This is a genomic window from Shewanella youngdeokensis, from assembly GCF_033180165.1.
Lineage (GTDB): Bacteria > Pseudomonadota > Gammaproteobacteria > Enterobacterales > Shewanellaceae > Shewanella > Shewanella youngdeokensis.
The window spans coordinates 1554499-1573187 of record NZ_CP136522.1 but is presented as its reverse complement, the minus strand read 5'-3'; the positions used below and the strand labels follow the sequence as shown (position 1 = coordinate 1573187).

Here is an 18689-nt window from a genome sequence, read left to right as displayed (position 1 = left end):
TTAACTCACGCTGTCGGACGCAATTGAGCTTATTTGGTTGGCGGTTTTTCGCCTTTAAAACCAATAAGCTCAGCCACTTTATTACTCGCTTCGCAGTCTTGCTCTTCTGTTATCATCGCCATATTGGTACAAGACGAAGACAACGGACTTTGGCTACTCATCGTTAACTCCTCATCAAACTCAGTGACTTTATCAACTTTAATTACGGCTTCGCTTGTAGTGCTGCTATTCGGTTGAGCAGCTTGCTGTTCTTTGACCTTTTCAACTAAACGATAAGCCACTATCACGCCCAAGACACCGAAAATAATAGAACCGAGAACCTGACCAACTAAAACACCGTATGCGCCCCACCACTGTCCACCAAAATACACAAATGGAATCGTACCGACCGTCGCCTTACCAACATTAAATAACGTAGAGTACTTAGCCTTACCGAGATTATTAAAAGAGGCATTAGCGACATATAAAATGCCAGAAAATATAAAAAATATGGCAATATAGGTACAGAAGAACAATATGAGTTCTGCCGCGTCACCTTTCATATCAAACACCGACACAATTTGGTTTCGTGTCAAAAACATCAGCAACGAAACGACCACCACGTAAGCACAGCAAAACTGAATTGCACGGGTAAGCGACTCTTTCACCCGGTCATACTGTTGAGCCCCAAAGTTTTGCCCAACAATCGGGCCTATAGCACCTGACAGAGCAAAAATCATTCCAAACGACACAGGGATCACCCGACCTAACACAGCCCAGCCAGCCACATAGCTGTCACCAAAATCTGATATTGCTCGTGTAACTACGACATTACCAATAGGAGTGGCAATACTGGTGAGCATTGCAGGTCCAGCAATGGCAAAAATAGGTTTTAAATCAGCAATAAAATGTGCTTTATTAAAGCGTCCAAACAGCTGATGCTTAACAACAACACCTCGTGCAGAAACAATAAATACGGCGACGCGCGACATAACAGAAGCCACGGCGGCGCCTTCTATTCCCATCGCAAACATAAAAATAAGGATCGGATCAAATACGGCATTGACCCCGCCACCAATTAAGGTTGATACCATCGACAACTTAGCATCACCCACGGCTCGCAGCGCATTACCCAACGCCATAGCTAAACAGATCAATGGTAACGACGGTACCAAAATATAAAGGTAGCTCGCAGCCAGCTCTGCCGTGTGGCCCCTAGCCCCCACAATAGATAACAGCTCAGGGATAAACAGACATACGCTAACAGAAACAACAATGCTCACCAGCAAAGTAACCACGACGCTGTTGAGCAATAAGCGCTTCGCTTTTTCAGTATCTTTGGCTCCAATTGAACGAGAAACCAATGCGCCTAGCGCAATAGATAATCCAATGCCGATTGAAGTGGTAAAATATGAAATCGCACCAGCATAGCCCACTGCGGCTGCAAGTTCTTGCTCACCAAGAATACTAAGGTAGAAAACATCCAGTAAATCAACAATAAATAACGCCGAAATACCAACGGCGCCAGTCGAGCTCATTACTAAGATATGGCGTAAAATGGAACCTTGTACAAATTTGGCTACTGCCATAAACCCTCTTAGCCACAGGCTAATGTTGTCGCATTTTTAGCTCTGTTACATAGGATGAGAGCTATAGATTAAACTGTCTGGCTGCGTTAAATATCAGCTTCAAGTTCACTGCCGCACTTGTCACAATATAATGCATCATTCTCATGCCCATCTTTAAGGCAATTACTGCAACGGCGTAAATCTTTACGTTTACCAATTTCTTGCGATATTTCAGCCGTTAATATGCCGGTTGGGATCGCGATAATGGAATACCCTAACAGCATAGTAAAGGCCGCTATCGCCTGGCCTAAATTCGTCCCAGGTGTGATATCACCGTAACCCACGGTGGTAATAGTAACGATAGTCCAATATATGGATTTAGGAATAGAACTAAAGCCATTATTCGGCCCTTCAACAACATACATTATTGAACTCAAAACCACGACAATCAAACTGACTGAAAAGAAAAAAATGAACACTTTACGGCCCGATTGCAACATGGCTCGCAACAGTAAGTTTCCCTCACTTAAGTAGCGTAATAACTTAAAGACTCGGAAGATCCTGAACAATCGCAAGACCCTAATCACCATCGTAAAATTAGCTCCAGGAAATACCAGCGCTAGATAAGTAGGCAGCACAGAAAGCAAATCTACAACGCCGTAAAAACTTTTAGCGTATCCCCACGTATGGGCAGAGCAATACAGTCGCAGTATATATTCCAGCGTAAAAACAACGGTAAAGGCCCATTCTAGGGCAACAATAAGTTCACCGTACTGAGCATGTATCGACGCGACAGTATCGAGAAAAACCAATATCACGCTCAAAATGATACAGATAATTAAACTGATATCGAAAAAACGACCTGCGGGAGTGTCGGTGCCAAAAATAATACGACGAAGCTTAAGTTTAAATACACTTTCAGACTCAGTGTTTTTTTCCATGATTAGTCTTGCCTCTTGCTATGAGGACCTACAAAAACGAATAACATATGTTGATTTATCAAGGTAATTAGGTAGTTGATATTAATAGTGTGACATGCAAACCAATAGAGCTCAAAAATAATCTTAGCAGTTAACATCTACAAACAAGATTTTTAAGGTAACATACTCTACATTAAACACATGCTTACGACAGGTTTTCAGGTTTTTTAATGCGCTTTTTTTATTATTCCATACTGACTTTTTCTATTCTTCTTTGCCACTTCAGCCCCAGCCTCGCATTTGCCAGTAGCAAAGCCGATCTAGTCGTTGTGACCAAATCTAAAGCGACCTTGTCAATTTTACGCAAAGGTAAAATATTAAAAACCTACCATATTGCGATGGGCGACAACCCTAAAGGCCACAAACTAACCGAAGGCGACCAACGCACGCCAGAGGGACGTTATATACTCGATTATAAAAAATCAGACAGTGCTTATTACCGCGCCATTCATATCTCATACCCCAATGACGAAGATAAATTACGGGCTAACGCTTTAGGGATTAAGCCCGGTGGCCAAATTATGATCCACGGTGAAAACCCTAACTCCAGCCTAAGCCCGATTGAGGCTCAAAAGTATAATTGGACTGATGGCTGCATTGCGGTCACTAACGTAGAAATGGATGAGCTATGGCGTGCTATCGACAGCGGTACTCCCATTGAAATTTGGCCATAAAGACCAAACGAACACTTTTATCCGTATTAACTTTAATCACGCTCAGGATCTACCTTAATGATGTACGCGCCATTACACCAAAGCTGGCCGCAATTTAGTCGCTCAATCGCCGCTTTGATGGCTGAATTGGGCCTTGATAAGCTAAATCTACCAATCGATCACACAGCCTTACGCGTCAATACAGTGCAAGCGGCAGACTCGTTAAGAAGTGAGTTTGAGCAGCGTGGAAAAATCATTTCAAATAACATCATTAATGGCCGGCCAATTCTGATCATTGAGCTCGACACCCCGCTACGACTCAATGATAACCCCATCGACTGTGTGGAGCTGCCTTATCCTGGAAATAAAGCCTACCCGCAAGAGGGCTGGGAGCACGTAGAACTGGTTTTTAACTGTAACGCTGAAGATTGTGAATCACTGAGCCAACAGTTAATTAATGTGGTGCCATCATTAGCTGCTGTCATCGCAGGCAAAACCGATATTACCGTTAAAATGAGCTCACCAAAGGGTGATAAAGAGCGACTCGCTAACCCAACCATTGCCTTCAAAAAACATGGCTTGTGCGTCAAAGTACACCCGCATGGCATTAAAGCCGTTATTGCATCTGAAACATAACCGCGGTAGTGACTTAGCGCACTTTTATCCCAGCGACAAAGTGCGCGTTTCAGCTTAAGCCGCCAATCAAGGCAGTAAACAAAGAGCCTATAGCCGCGTATATGATCCGCTACACTTTTATAAACTGATTAAATAATCCAAACCACCAGTAATAGCCGCCACCTGTGCAACAATGCAATTTTCGTCATTAACTAATGGACTGTCAGGATAAACTTCAGTGGTAGAAACATATTTAGCGCCACTCAGCCCGGCACACAAACCTAGCGCTTTAGTGGCATAGTTGATAACACCAAACTGTGTCATATCAACGCCAATTAATTTACCATTATCATCTGCAGGGGCAATATGAGTCACCTCGGCCACAGATGCAATAATCGCTTTTTGAAAAGCCGGTTGCGGATTGATGGTATCGCCAACTAGATAAAAACCATCGGGAATGTTCCAGTTGTCATGTACCGAAGCATCTCTTGCCGCCAATGCTGGTCTAAACTCGCTGTTGTCGGTATCGGTTGTTTCGTGCAGATCGATATGCGCAAAAATATCAGCATTAATCGGTGCCAAATAAGCCAATAGCGCCGCTGACTCTTCGGCTGGGCTGTTATCAACAAATGAACGGTTCGGATCTATCGCAGCACGATTCCAACGGTTTATAGTTTCAAATCCCCAAGGGCTCACACAAGGAATGAGCACGATATTAAAATGTTTAGCATAAGCCTGTGCTTGGGTTTCCATAAATCGGATTGCCCCTTGCACGCCACTCGTTTCGTAACCATGGACTCCACCAGTGATTAAAACAATCGGCTTATTGGGCTGCCAATCATTGCTTTTAATCGCGTACAGTGGGTATTTATTTGGATCATATGACAAGGCGCCATATTGCTCTAACGTAAATGTTTCACCTAGCGCTAACACTTTACTCAATACCAACTCTTGATAAGAGCGTTTAACAGATTGCATTGCCAGCCAAGCAGACTTGTCGGCCTCATCCCATTTTTTACCTGGGGTGCCTATTGGATAGGCTTGTGGGTTGTCTTGTGTGGAGCTCATAGATTAGTCCTTCTCGTTACGCAGGCGCAGGTAAAGTATTGTTATGTAGCTTAAAGTAACGCAGCATAAACACCGACCAACATAAATTCAATCTACATTTTGTCAGTAAAATTAATAGTGCCAGTTTATGAATTAAGCCGGTGTTGCATACAAGCTAACAAGCAACGAAAGAAAATGAATAAATAGACAGTGCAGTAAAGCGAATGACCTTTACAAGGCAAATGTGAGCGCCGTAAACGGTTCTCGCTCACCTCACTTTATAGAAATAACGGTTAACATCTATTTAGATTTTAGAATGTCTTCCATCAAGCCATCAAGGTGCTGAACAACCTTAAGACTAGCTTCTTCCATCGCATTAACCGAGTTAATCAGTTTCACTTTCTCATTGCTTTCACCATAGCTCATCGCATTTACACCATGGGCATGCACTAAATTATGCGGCTCTTCTAATAAAGAATAGCTACGAAGGTTTTTGTATTGAAGCCCATATCCTTGGTAATACCACTTGCCTAATCGGCATTCTGTATGGTCATTAACGACTTGATTAAATGTCTGGTTTTCAAGCAGTGTATAAACATTATTTTTCCAGACCACATGATCCAGCTTCAAAGTATCTAAAAATGCTCGAGTGGCTGCAACGTTTATTACATTTTGCATATGTTCAGATTTAACAATAATTTCATTTACAATCGTGCTAATTTGAGCCGATGAAACAGACACTTCTTCAGCACAAACAAAGTTGTCATCAATAGAACTTTTAATCGTGCCAACTTGATCAATCACTTGGTTAATCATTGAGTCAATCTGTTCACTAGCACTATGGGCTTTACCCGCAAGGGTTCTAACTTCACCAGCAACAACAGCAAAACCTCGACCCGCTTCACCCGCTCTAGCAGCTTCAATCGCAGCATTAAGTGCCAGCAAATTAGTTTGGGCGGCTATTTCTTGAATCGTTGAAACAAGTTGACTGATTGATTTAGCGCTATCATCAAGCACGGTGGCAGCGGCTAAACTGTTATTGGCTTGTTGACTGATATTACCTGATCGCGTTTCTAATCGAGACAAAGCTTGATGTGTTTGTTGGAACACATCGTCGAGCAATTTAAGCTCTTGATTTTCATGAGAAAGTGAACCAGCACTGGTTGCCATCTCTGCCCTAATGGCATCAAGCATGGCATTACCCTTCAAACTACTCAACATGAGCTTGGTGCCTAAGTCGCACTTTTCCTCAGTAGCTTGCAATTGTATCGACGCTGCTGCGAGCTGACTTTTTAAATCATTAATTTCAAGTTGAGACTGTTTTTTTAACGCTGCTAACTCTGCTGTCAACGCTTCGTTTTCAAGTTTTAATTTTCTAGACATAAACATGGTCTATGGGTTCCAAAAGTGTTTAGCAAACATAGCGCGTAAAACCTAGCATATTGATTTAAGTAACATGCCAGCCGCAATAACATAAAATGCCAGCGAATAGCTCACTGGCATTAACTAGCTAAAATTTAACATAGATTTGTAGCTAAAAATGTGTACCACATTGAAAAATATGAAGTTGATACAAAATTAGCTAATTAATGAAAACCTTAGCCTAGTATGCCATTGCGTACAATTTGCAAAAATACTCAAACTAAGATGGCTTATAAACAGTGGGGAAAGAGAAGTGATAACGGCCGCTATCACTCTAATACGTAAACATAAAATAGCGGCGTAAAAACACCGCTAACACATAGCCTTTATCGGCCTGCTAATGCTCGTGCGGGTTGTATTTTACTTGCTTTCCAAGCTGGGTATAACGTTGCAACCAGGCTCATTAATAACGCTAATGACACCACGGTAATAACGTCACTTGCCAGCAGTTTTGACGGTAAAAAGTCAATAAAGTAGATGTCTGCAGATAATAACTGGATCCCTAAAATTGATTCTACCCCTTTGGCAATTGCACTTAAGTTAACGGCAATCACAGCGCCAATACTGCCACCAATCATACAACCCAAAACACCATTAAGCGCACCTTGAACGATGAAGATTAACATTACAGCAGTTTTCTTCATGCCCATGGTGAGTAATATCGCGATCTCAGACTGCTTGTCGCGTACCGCCATGACTAACGTTGATACAATATTAAAACAAGCAACCGCTATAACTAATGCTAGTACAAGATACATCACCATTCTAACCAGCTGTATATCTTGGTATAAATGCCCTTGGGTGCGCGTCCAATCAGTAATATATACATATTGTTGCTGACTAAAACCAAGGTCGCGAATTAACATTGGCGCTTGAAACACATTTTCAACTTTAACGCGTATACCAGATACGTTTTGTTCCAATTTCAACAACTGCGCCGCATATTGCATAGACACATAGGCCGTTGTGGTATCAAGTTCACCACCGAGCTCAAAAATGCCCGACACCACAAAACGATGACTTTTAGCCGCAGCAATTTTATTACCGCCCGCACTATTGTTAGGCATATATAAGCTAATGGACTGCCCAACACTAATGTCTAAACTTTTCGCTAAGCCTTTGCCCAAAACAATATTATTAACACTGCCATTTTGTAGGCTCTGCCAGCTTTTATCTGACATAAAATGGTGAATATTGGATACGTTGGCTTCTTGTGCAACATCAATACCTAATACCGTTAGCCCTTGAAAGCCACCGGGCTTTTGTACTAAACCTTGCATACGTATAAAAGGCGCAGCCGCAACAATACCTTCAATTTTATTGGCGTCAGCGACAATATCTTGCCAATGATGAATTGGCTCGTTAACGCCCACTAACTCTCCATGGGAGACAACGCCTAGTAGCCGCTCTTCTAACTCTTTTTCAAAACCATTCATCGCCGACAAAACAATAATCAGCACCGCTACACCAAGTGCGATACCGGCAGTTGACGCAAACGAAATAAAATTAATAAAACGGTTTGACTGCCTTGCCATATAAAAGCGCCAGCCAATCCGCATTGCTAACAACATTTTCATCAAACCAGCTCCTTGGCATCCACCAAGTGGCCATTTTTCATATGCAGTTGTCTGTCCATTCTGGCAGCAAGCTTTTGATCATGAGTCACCACCACAAATGCAGTACCAAGTTGCGCCACCAGCTCGGTGATCAACTCATACACCGCTTCTCCACTGTTCGCATCAAGATTACCTGTTGGCTCGTCTGCTAATACCAGTTTAGGGTCATTTATCAATGCTCTTGCAATAGCAACCCGCTGACGTTCACCACCCGACATTTCTGCAGGCGTGTGAGTTAAACGGTGCCCCAAACCCACTCTTTGCAATAAATTAGTGGCTTTGCGTTCAATTTCTTTGCGTTTTTTACCCTGAATAAGCGCTGGCATCGACACATTCTCAAGTGCGGTAAACTCAGGTAATAAATGATGGAACTGGTAAATAAAACCAAGGCTATTGTTTCTCACTTGTGCTTGGCGCTGGCTCGACAACTGATAAAGATCTTCGTCAAGCATAGTAACATTGCCCGTTGAAGGTTTATCAAGCGTCCCCATAATATGCAGTAAGGTGCTTTTGCCCGAGCCTGAACTGCCTACAATCGCAAGCTGCTCGCCTTTAAAAACTTCTAAATCAACACTGTGCAACACCTGGGTTTCAACCGCACCATCGTTATAGCACTTGCTCACATTGCTGACTTTTAGCAATAATTCTGAATTCATTGTTAACTCACTATTCGTATCTAAGGGCGGTGGCAGGCTGAACATTTGCGGCTCTAAGCGCTGGGTATATGGTCGCTAATAAAGTCATCACCAGTGTACCAATCACGATGGTACTCAGTTGACTCAATTCAAGTTGAACCGGTAGGTGTTGACCCGCGCCAAGAATGGATATACCAAGCGCATTGGTTATCTCATTTAAATTAATAGTTAATAGCACGCCGGCCGCAACACCAGTGATCAGGCCAATAATGGCATTGAGCGAGCCTTGGATCATGAAAATTGCCATAACATTAGTGGTCGTTAAGCCTTGGGTTTTTAACACTGCCACATCGGTCGTTTTATCGACAACCATCATCACAAGCGCAGAGACTATATTAAACGCTGCGACCGCAATAATAAGACTCAACATTAACGACATCATGTTTTTTTCCATCTTTACCGCGCCAAATAGGTGACCGTAGGAGTCACGCCAATCGGTGGTCGTCACCGGCTGCGAAAAATAGTTAACGACATTAGGCGTGATAGCTGGCGCGGTAAAAGGATCATCAAGATAGATCCGCAGCTGTTTAACATCACCTGGTTGTTGTCGCATTAAGCGTTGCGCGTCATCATGGTGAATAAAGCCAACGGTGGCATCGACTTGCGAACCAACTTCAAACACGCCAATCACAGTAAATTTTCGTTGACTTGGGATAGGCCCAAACGGCGAATAAACCACCCCGTCGCCACTTAATACTCTGACTTTGTCGCCGACAGAAAGATCCAATGTACGTGCCAGTTCGGTGCCTAAAATAATTTGGTACTTACCCGGCTTTAATTCATCAAGCTGACCAGAATAAATATTACGCTGAATGTTGAGCAGGCTTTTCTCACGCTCTGGATACACACCGTAAAGCTGCGCAGCACCAATATTGGAAGCAGACTGCAGCATCGCTTGCGTCGAAACATTAGGTGTTACTCCTTGCACCCCGTTTATTGCACTTAAGTTAACAACGTCTTGTTGCCAATTATCTAAGGCGGTTTCAGTTTGCACAGTTAATTGTGGTACAGCCCCCAAAATACGGTGCTTAAGTTGCCCCTCAAGACCGTTCATCACAGAACTAACCACGATTAGCGCTGCAACGCCAAGTAAAATACCCGACACCGAAAAAATGGTAATGAAAGATGCAAAAGCATTGGCTTTTCTTGCTCGCCAATACCGATAACCAATAAAAAAAGATAATGAAAGATTCATTAAACAACCCACATGATAACGATTTGAATCTGATACCAAAATCGCAGTATTTTACTGTACTATAAATGCGCAAATACCTGACGATAATGTTCAGCGATACTCTAAGAAATAATAAACAGGAAGCGATTATGCTTCTAACCTTGCTAAATCATAAAGATGCGCATGATAATAGGGGTATTCCCCCCTAAAGACAAGAGGCAAAACCATTGTTCAATGACTCTAGCGCCTATTTTAGTATTAATCACCCGTTTGACGTTTATTTGTGTGCTTGTGATAGCAACTTTACCCGCCCAACGCCTGCACAATTGAGCTTAATGCGCCCGCCCAGTTTACAACTAATGAGTGATATTAAATCTCTTGAAGCCGACTGCCTCCTCCAGCTTAGACATTTTGATGATGAAGCTAAAACCATTGTCGAGTTTATGAAACTGCAGTCACGCAAAATAGATATGGTTTTACAACATGTGATTGGCAAAGAAGAATATGAAGGTAAGCATTACATTGGCAGCCACTTTGGCGGAAGCTCGATTAGAGTCACAGCCGATGAAGCGTTTACTGTAGGCAGTGAATTTAAAGTGAGCCTGCACATCAAGGCGGAATTAGTAGCGCTACTTTGTTTTGCAACGGTGCAAAGCTGTACCTTGCTACCAAACAGTGATGACAACGCACCACAGGCCTTTAGCATTGAACTGGCTTTTACGGTAATTCAAGACACTGATGTTGAACAACTGGTGAAAGCGAGCTTGAGCTTACAACAGAAACAACTTAAATCACGTCAGCTATCGCAGTAATCTAAAACGAGTTTTAACTGGCCAGAGTGACCGCAAGCCACTACAATACCAAGCAACTTTGTTGTTATTGGACTCGTTTCCCCGCCCTCAATGAATGCATTTTCTGTATTGACTCCACCAGCCGTCAAAGGTGCTAAATTAGCACAAACGCTGTGTACTCTTGGTGGCGCTGCTCAAGCGCTAACTATCGCTAACATTGCTAAGCAATATAAGGGGGTTACTTTTGTAGTAACTGCAGATACCCCCAGTGCGATTGCACTCGAATCAGAGTTAGCTTACCTGCTAAGTGAAGCATCGATTGCTATATGGCTATTTCCCGATAGAGAAACCCTGCCCTATGACAGTTTTTCTCCACATCAAGATCTTGTCTCGCAACGGCTTGAAGCACTGTCGAGGATCCCGCAGGCGCAGCAGGGTGTGGTGATTGTGCCAATTTCGACTTTGATGGTTAAACTGCCACCACAGTCATTTTTGACCGGCAACGTACTCATTTTAGAAAAGGGCGACAAATATCAATTGCATGATGTAAGAGAGCAGTTGATAAACACCGGCTATCATGCCGTTGAGCAAGTTTACGAGCATGGTGAGTTTGCTGTTCGTGGTTCAATCATCGATATTTTTCCAATGGGTTCAAATAAGCCTTTTCGAATAGAGCTATTTGACGATGAAGTGGAGTCTATCCGCCATTTTGACCCAGAAACTCAACGTTCTAGTATTGAATTACCGTCGGTTAGACTGCTCCCAGCTAAAGAGTTTCCAACCGACAACACCGCCATTGAAGGCTTTAGGCAGCGCTATCGTCGTCGTTTTGAAGTATTAGTTAAAGAACCGGGTTCGATTTATCAAATGGTCAGTAAAAAGACCATGCCTGCCGGTATTGAAAATTATTTACCTCTCTTTTTTGATGAAACCGCTACCCTATTCGATTATTTACCCAAACAAACCCAGTTAGTTACTGTTGGTGACATTGAAACCGCAACTAAAGCTCACCTGCATGAAGTTGAGACCCGTTATGAAGACCGACGCGTCGATCCACTGCGCCCTTTACTGAGCCCACAAGAGCTTTACTTACTAACTGAACAGATCTTTAGCGCCTTTAAAGAGTTTCCAAGATATCAACTTAAAACAGACGGTTTCAATGGAACGGCAACCCATGCTAGCGCAGTAAAGCTACCAGATTTAACCGCCAACCATAAGCTAAAACAACCGTTAGCTCTGCTTGAACAATACGCCGCTTTAGGTCAAAGAATGCTGTTTAGCGCCGAGTCTGAAGGTCGCCGTGAAGCGCTGGTTGAACTGCTCAATAAAATTAAGCTAAAACCGACCCTATTTAACCACTTTGATGACTATGCGAGCAGTAAAACCAAGGTTGGGCTCATTGTATCGCCAATGTCACAAGGCTGTGTCATTGAGAAAAAAACCGGCGGCAAGTTTAGCCTAATTTGTGAAACAGAACTGTTTGGCCAACGTATTTCACAACGCCGTCGCCGTGATAAGCAACGTCAGATCAGCAGCGATGCACTGGTAAAAAACCTTGCAGAATTAAAAGTCGGCCAACCAATTGTGCATTTCGACCACGGAGTAGCACGCTACCAAGGCTTAGAAACATTAGATACCGGTGGCTTAGTCGCAGAGTACCTAGTACTTGAGTATGCCGGAGGCGACAAACTCTATGTACCGGTCTCATCACTGCATTTAATCAGTCGCTATAGTGTAGGGCCAGACGAAGAGGCTAACCTCAACAAGCTCGGCAATGAAACTTGGTCAAAAGCCAAGCGTAAAGCGATTGAAAAAATCCGCGATGTTGCCGCAGAGCTGTTAGATGTTTACGCCCGCAGACAAGCGCGCCCAGGCGACGCTTGTCATATTGACCAAGAAGAATACGCCCAGTTTGCCAACAGCTTCCCTTATGAAGAAACGGTTGATCAAGAAAATGCCATATCAGCGGTTATAGAAGATATGCGCACTCCAATGTCCATGGATCGATTAGTCTGTGGTGACGTTGGCTTTGGTAAAACCGAAGTCGCCATGCGCGCAGCATTTGTTGCTGTTAATGATGGCAAGCAAGTGGCCATTTTGGTACCAACTACCCTGCTTGCTCAACAGCATTTTGAAAACTTCCAAGACCGCTTTGCCGATTGGCCGTTTAAAATTGAAGTGATGTCTCGCTTTAAAACAACTAAAGAACAAACGCAAGTCATGAAAGACTTAACCAATGGCAAAGTCGATATTGTGATCGGGACTCATAAATTACTGCAGTCAGACGCTAAATTTGAAAACCTTGGCTTGCTAGTGATTGATGAAGAGCACCGATTTGGCGTCCGCCAAAAAGAAAAGATCAAAGCCCTGCGCGCCAATGTTGATATTTTAACGCTCACCGCCACGCCGATCCCACGTACCTTAAATATGGCCATGTCGGGTATGCGTGACTTATCGATTATAGCAACGCCACCAGCAAAACGATTAGCGGTTAAAACCTTTGTGCGCGAGTACGACGAAGCCACTATCCGAGAAGCCTTACTGCGTGAAATATTACGCGGTGGCCAAGTATACTTTTTACATAACAACGTTGAAACTATTGAAAAAAGAGCAGCTGAAATAAGCGACTTACTCCCAGAGGCGCGGGTCGTAACCGCTCATGGTCAAATGCGTGAGCGAGAACTAGAACGTGTTATGTCTGACTTTTACCACCAGCGCTTTAATGTATTAGTCTGTACCACCATTATTGAAACCGGTATTGATGTGCCCTCTGCCAACACTATTGTCATGGAACGCGCCGACAAATTTGGTTTAGCCCAGTTGCACCAATTACGTGGCCGTGTTGGCCGCTCGCACCATCAAGCTTATGCTTATTTATTGACTCCACATACCAAAAGTTTAACCAAAGATGCCCGAAAACGATTAGAAGCCATCGGTGCTTTAGAAGATCTAGGTGCCGGATTTATGTTGGCAACTCAAGATCTAGAAATTCGTGGTGCCGGTGAACTACTCGGTGATGAGCAAAGCGGTCATATCTCCAAGGTAGGCTTTACGCTCTACATGGAGATGCTCGAAGAAGCCGTAAAATTACTAAAAGATGGTAAAGAGCCGTCGCTCGATCACATGCTACGTCAACAGAGCGAAATAGAACTGCGCGTACCGGCCTTATTACCTGAAGATTATGTCAGTGATGTTAATATGCGCCTGTCGCTCTATAAGCGCATCGCTAACTGTAAAACAGAAAAAGCCGTCGACGAGCTTAAAGTCGAACTCATTGACCGTTTTGGTATGCTGCCCGACTCGACTAAAAACCTAATGGAATTGACGCTCTATAAACACCTTGCCACACAACTTGGTTTGAAGAAAATCGAAATGCACGCTAAAGGTGGTAGCATAGAGTTTGGCGAAAACAATAAAGTCGACCCGACCTTTATTATTGGTTTATTGCAAAATCAGCCACAAATATATCGAATGGATGGCCCCAACAAGCTAAAATTTAGCATGCCATCTGAATCAGCCAAAGACAGGCTAGCGCTCATTAAACTATTGATTGAGCAGTTGTCTCAACATCGCACTGGAGAATAACTGTGTTTAGACTATCCCCAAACAAGCTGATACTCGCCCTTGCCGCGAGTATCATATCAAGTCTCTCTACCACGGCTTTAGCCCAAGAAGAGCGCTGGTTTGAAGTCGAGATTTACCTGTTTGAACATAACACAAACACTGTAGAACAATGGCCTGAAACCGCCATTAAGTCGCGCCATCGTAAAACCGTCGACTTTATCACACCACTCATAAGCACTGACTTAACGGCGCTCAATATGGGGCTAAATGGCTGTACCTCTACCGATTGGGCAACCGACAGCCTTAATTGTAATGAACAGCTAAAACCCACCAATCAAGTAAAAGCCAAAGCCGCCGTGCCGATGACAGTTGCAGCGACCGAACCTGCCACCGCCTACTTAGGTGAAGGACCAGTGCTATTAGCTGAAAGTCAGAGTCAATTTAACGACATTATTGCGACTTTAAAGAAAGAACAAGGTCATAACAGTCTGTTGCATATGGCATGGCAACAATCGATGGTGCCAAGAAACCAAGCCATTCCAGTTAAACTGTTTACAGGCCATGACTATGCCGACAAATATGAGCCCAATGGGCAACCGTTACAGGTAAGAAACCTCACTGATCAATTACCGCAGTTTGATTTTATGAGCAGCGGTTTATTAGCACAGCCCAAGCAACCGGTCTGGAAATTCGATGGCACAATCAATATCTACCTTGAGCATTACCTGTTTATCGAAACCGCGTTTAATTTGCGTGAAGAAGGGCAAAAAACAATGACGTTAACCCAGCACGATACGACGGATATCAATGGCAATCAGTTAACAACGCAAAACGAATCAGTCACTAGCCCCTTCTTGTACTCTATTGCAATGCAACAAAACAGGCGCGTGCGCAGTAATGAAGTACACTATTTTGATCACCCCAAAATGGGCATGATTATTCAGATAAGAAAAATGCAGCACCCATCAATAAAAACTGAAATGCAGAAAATTGAAACCGTCAGCAGCATTGATGAAGCGAGTATATTTTTAAATTAATACACGCCTTAAATGTGATAACCACAGGCTGAATAGGTCCAAACTATTAACTTATTCAGCCTATATACCCTGTGATAGCTTAAAGCTGGTAACCCAAAATCAAAAAGATTTAAAGGCTTCATCTTTCTCAACTTACACCTTATCAACATTAGTCAGTGTCGACCCTTTCTCAAACCAATCTAGTAAGCCCAACCATGGCTTTAAAATAAAACCAAAGGTACAGCTATTTCTGGGGCCGAACTGTAAAGGCAATTATATTGCTGGAGTTGTTTCACTTCCTTTGATTCCCTTTGTCCTCTTTGCCCTCTTTGCCCCCTTGGTTCCAGTCCGGCCGTTTACCCTGCGGTGTTTTTAAAAGCTTGATAATTTCTCTTTGGTTAGCAATAACTCTTAAAATAAGACCTTTAATTTCATGGTCATGTAAGTCTAACTGACTACTAATGTTAAGATCATGCTCCACAAGGTTAGCATTGATGTTTATGTCGTGATCCACTAAGTCATCGTGTATGTTAGTCCCAAGGTTAAAGTTGTCTTCAGCCCGTATAAATGCAGCATCTAGATGTGCCTCATCAACCGTCTCATCACACCTCAAAAAACCATTAACAATTTCTTCAGAGCTAGCTACAAGCAATGCTGCGACTTCGCAGACAGCAAAACTAACGCCAACAGTCCCAATCTGCACAACATCCAACCCGCAGGCAACTTCAACCCCGGCCCAAGCGACTTTTGCGACGCCAAGAGCAATCTGTGCATCAAGTACGAGATCAGAATTATTGCGCTCACCTTTTGTTGCATCAGCAAAAAGTGTACATTGTGTACCAGTGCTACCGCCATCAAAGTAAGCCGGAGGCGTAATACTCTCTTGTAGGTATTCAGAACTCGTATAGGAAGACTGTGCCTCAAAAGATTGAGTGTCTGCTACCTCCGATGCTGCTTGAATCGACGTTTCGAGTTTTTGCAGGCTATCTCCATAATTTTTTATCCCCTCAATTATCCCCTCATCTTGATTAAGCTCAGCATCACTTGCAAGATGCACGGCCTGGATAGCACTTTCAAGTGATGAAGATAAGTCGGTCCGCCCCAAACTATTGGTCACTTTTAACTGTAGTTCCAATGCTTTCAACAACTCTGTTCGAACATCACCGTCATCCGCGTGAACTGGACTATGGAATACCAACAACACAATACATCCAAATAAAAAAATCACTCTAATAACGGTCAACCTAAATTTTTCTAGTAACACCCTGTTGGTAAACATAATCAACTCCCTGTATGAATAATATTAACGTGCAAAACCCAAACAATGTATTTACAAAAACTTTAGCAAGCTTTGTGCCTGCAAAAAATCACTTAAACCGGACAGAAAACCTACCTAGATAGTAGTACATGGCTGCAAGTTCACACACAAATGACAGGGTATTTTTTGAGGGAATATCAACCTCTAGCTAGGTAGCCAAATTAACTATGCCGCTTCACTCGACTGCGGTAATGGTAATAAGGTGCGTCTTCAAGACTAATCAGGGTTCTTCTAGGGCGTGATATTTGCGGCTCCAACTACAACTTATCAAGCAAACTTAGTCGGAGGCGAAAACTCGTGCCATTAATGATGGGCAGTATAATTTCTACAGCGCTTTTATTCTTGGCTCTAACTTAGCAATATTTTTCTCAACAACTTTCATTACAGCGCTTACCAACTCAATAAAACTCTAAAGTAACTCTTTATCGAAATTTTCAGGCTTATTCTTAACTGGTATCTGCATAGGACAATTTGCAGGAGATAACACATAAAGGAGCAAAGGACAGTTAGCCCCCAGCCCGATTTGGGGAAAACGTGTTTCAAGTTGATCTAGTGAATGTGCGGTAATGGCACCGAATAACAGCCTTTAGCCACTAAATCACTACTAGGTTCAGCTCTGATAGTGATAAAATCTCAGCATCAGAATTACCGAGAAACTCTATGTTTATCCATCATGTTAACGGCATCGACTGGCTTGTGATTACAGCTTTTGAAGAACTGAACACTCTATTTATTGAAGAAGCCGGTGAGATCCCCAGATCCTTCTCTAGCACCAGCGAATTGAGCCTAATTGATCAAGCTAAACGTACTTATGGATATTTGCCGACACTCAGCGGCGTAATCACCGATACTGGCACCTTTCAAAGTCAAGATTACGAAGAAGATTTGAATCCACAGCTTGCCTGCGTAGTTGAGGGGCGTGGCCGGGTGTTTATCTATCACGGCGGCTTTGTCGCTTTTGTAGATGAAGCACAAACCTTTATTACCCGAATGGACTGAAATTATTCAGTAAGTTGCAATCAGCAAAGCGCGGCCCAGCAATAAATGGGAAAAATTGTCAGCCACGAGCCTGTTTCTGAACAAAAGTGGTTTAGTACAAGTGCACTAAACCACTAAATTGACGAAAAAAGTACCTTACATCCTCCACAGCAAAGCTAGCGACTAGGGAGTCGTTTACTGCTAAAGAAGTAGCAAAAGTTATTGTTTCTGTTTCTCTAATACCAAGCGTTCTTCGGCGCCTTTTTTAAGCGTGTGTAGTTGCTCAATTAAGCCTTGCTTGTCAACAAAGGGATGCTGTTCGCCATCTCCTCTAGAGTCAATAAGTTTACTCGCTTCTGTCATACCATTGCTGAAAGGATGTGCAGTGAGATGAACTGAGATTGGCTGCTCACTCGCATTTACGAGTTCTTCAATTCGCTCGATGCTTTGGATGTAAGCTTCAACCTGTTCTGGCCCATCTATAGCATTTAACCCTAAGCCACCAATCGAGATAGCTCGATATGTATTTTCGCCATCTTGAACGTCAAATACATAAGAGGCCGTTCCCCAAGTATGACCAGGAGTACTCAACAATGTAAACTCCTTGCCTCCCACGGTGAACACATCTCCATCTTTAGCAACGATATCCGCTTCAGTTAAAAAGCGACTGTTCCAATAGGCTTTTGGTCGTTTATTTACATCTTCAAAAGCCTCTAGCCAGCCTTCTTGTGACATAACAAACTGAGCATTAGTGACCTCTTTCAGATGACTGGCGCCACCGGTATGATCAAAGTGTCCATGCGTCATAAGGACCAATTTAATATCCTCTGGTTTTACGCCCACACTCTCTATATTGCGAATGAGCTGCTCAGAAAAAGGCCCCGTGAGCGTATCAATCAAAACTGCACCGTCATCTGTTTTTATAAGCCAAGATGACACCCAGCACACGCCGACATAATAGACATTATCAAATGCCTCATAAGGTTTAATATACTGTGCTTCTGGGTTTCTCAGCCAACGGTTAAGCTCTCTATCCATTTTGCCAGTGCGACCAAATTCAGAAAATGCGGCGTTGATAGTCTCAGATGGACACCCCGCCAGATCGTCTGGAGTCAAAGGTTGTGCGAATGCACTTGAACTCAAAAGACAACAAGTGGCAATTAAATTAGTTAAAAACTTAGACATGATTGAGTTCCCTAATTGTGAGTTAAAACTATGGTAGTTTCTTTAAATGCACGAATAAACCACTTTTCATGCTACATTGAGTTGCATA

General features: G+C 43.0%; 15 protein-coding genes and 1 pseudogene. 6 read left to right on the top strand and 10 right to left on the bottom strand.

From position 1 onward, the window contains the following. Positions 1-29 precede the first annotated feature (29 nt). Together RGE70_RS06705 and RGE70_RS06700 are read right to left on the bottom strand one after the other, a co-directional pair. Entirely contained in the window at positions 30-1568 is a 1539-nt protein-coding gene (locus tag RGE70_RS06705) for an MATE family efflux transporter (protein ID WP_310470731.1), read from the bottom strand. 86 nt (positions 1569-1654) lie between these two features. Next, on the bottom strand, positions 1655-2488 hold the full coding sequence (locus RGE70_RS06700) for an ion transporter (RefSeq protein ID WP_310470730.1): 834 nt from the start codon (positions 2486-2488) through the stop codon (positions 1655-1657). Positions 2489-2697: 209 nt separating this feature from the next. Between RGE70_RS06700 and RGE70_RS06695 the strand changes: the two genes are divergently transcribed. Continuing rightward, entirely contained in the window at positions 2698-3201 is a 504-nt protein-coding gene (locus RGE70_RS06695) for a L,D-transpeptidase family protein (protein ID WP_310470729.1), read from the top strand. Between the two features lie 57 nt (positions 3202-3258). Next, a complete protein-coding gene (locus RGE70_RS06690; RefSeq protein ID WP_310470728.1) occupies positions 3259-3816 on the top strand; it encodes a VOC family protein in 558 nt (185 codons plus the stop codon). Between the two features lie 117 nt (positions 3817-3933). Here RGE70_RS06690 and RGE70_RS06685 read toward each other — a convergent pair whose 3' ends face one another. The 6 genes and pseudogenes from RGE70_RS06685 to RGE70_RS06665 all read right to left on the bottom strand — a co-directional run bounded on the left by RGE70_RS06685 (position 3934) and on the right by RGE70_RS06665 (position 9770). Then, positions 3934-4863 (bottom strand): M14 family metallopeptidase, encoded by a 930-nt coding sequence (locus tag RGE70_RS06685; protein ID WP_310470727.1) that lies wholly within the window; start codon positions 4861-4863, stop codon positions 3934-3936. Positions 4864-5142: 279 nt separating this feature from the next. Next, on the bottom strand, positions 5143-5520 hold the full coding sequence (locus tag RGE70_RS18580; protein WP_445655073.1) for a CZB domain-containing protein: 378 nt from the start codon (positions 5518-5520) through the stop codon (positions 5143-5145). Between the two features lie 42 nt (positions 5521-5562). Next, a pseudogene (locus RGE70_RS18575) lies at positions 5563-6012 on the bottom strand (methyl-accepting chemotaxis protein); the annotation flags it as partial. Positions 6013-6590: 578 nt separating this feature from the next. Beyond that, a complete protein-coding gene (gene lolE / locus RGE70_RS06675) occupies positions 6591-7841 on the bottom strand; it encodes a lipoprotein-releasing ABC transporter permease subunit LolE (RefSeq protein WP_310470725.1) in 1251 nt (416 codons plus the stop codon). Beyond that, entirely contained in the window at positions 7841-8536 is a 696-nt protein-coding gene (lolD, locus tag RGE70_RS06670; RefSeq protein ID WP_310470724.1) for a lipoprotein-releasing ABC transporter ATP-binding protein LolD, read from the bottom strand. Before lolD ends, lolE begins: the two co-directional genes overlap by 1 nt. Positions 8537-8546: 10 nt before the next feature. Then, complete coding sequence (locus RGE70_RS06665; protein ID WP_310470723.1) at positions 8547-9770, bottom strand: lipoprotein-releasing ABC transporter permease subunit; 1224 nt, start codon at positions 9768-9770, stop codon at positions 8547-8549. A 206-nt stretch (positions 9771-9976) separates the two neighbouring features. Between RGE70_RS06665 and RGE70_RS06660 the strand changes: the two genes are divergently transcribed. The 3 genes from RGE70_RS06660 (at position 9977) to RGE70_RS06650 (ending at position 15141) form a co-directional block, all read left to right on the top strand. Continuing rightward, positions 9977-10561, top strand: coding sequence for a hypothetical protein (locus RGE70_RS06660; protein ID WP_375087909.1), 585 nt, complete (start codon positions 9977-9979; stop codon positions 10559-10561). A gap of 90 nt (positions 10562-10651) precedes the next feature. Next, on the top strand, positions 10652-14125 hold the full coding sequence (mfd, locus tag RGE70_RS06655; protein WP_310470721.1) for a transcription-repair coupling factor: 3474 nt from the start codon (positions 10652-10654) through the stop codon (positions 14123-14125). A 2-nt stretch (positions 14126-14127) separates the two neighbouring features. Beyond that, complete coding sequence (locus RGE70_RS06650) at positions 14128-15141, top strand: peptidoglycan binding protein CsiV (RefSeq protein ID WP_310470720.1); 1014 nt, start codon at positions 14128-14130, stop codon at positions 15139-15141. Between the two features lie 271 nt (positions 15142-15412). Here RGE70_RS06650 and RGE70_RS06645 read toward each other — a convergent pair whose 3' ends face one another. Then, a complete protein-coding gene (locus RGE70_RS06645) occupies positions 15413-16399 on the bottom strand; it encodes a hypothetical protein (protein ID WP_310470719.1) in 987 nt (328 codons plus the stop codon). A 699-nt stretch (positions 16400-17098) separates the two neighbouring features. On the opposite strand from RGE70_RS06645, the gene RGE70_RS06640 reads away from it, so the two are divergent. Further along, positions 17099-17437, top strand: a complete 339-nt coding sequence (locus RGE70_RS06640) for a cytosolic protein (RefSeq protein ID WP_310470718.1) — start codon at positions 17099-17101, stop codon at positions 17435-17437. A 198-nt stretch (positions 17438-17635) separates the two neighbouring features. On the opposite strand, the gene RGE70_RS06635 is transcribed toward RGE70_RS06640, so the two are convergent. Next, entirely contained in the window at positions 17636-18604 is a 969-nt protein-coding gene (locus tag RGE70_RS06635; protein WP_375087936.1) for an MBL fold metallo-hydrolase, read from the bottom strand. Between the last annotated feature and the right edge of the window lie 85 nt (positions 18605-18689).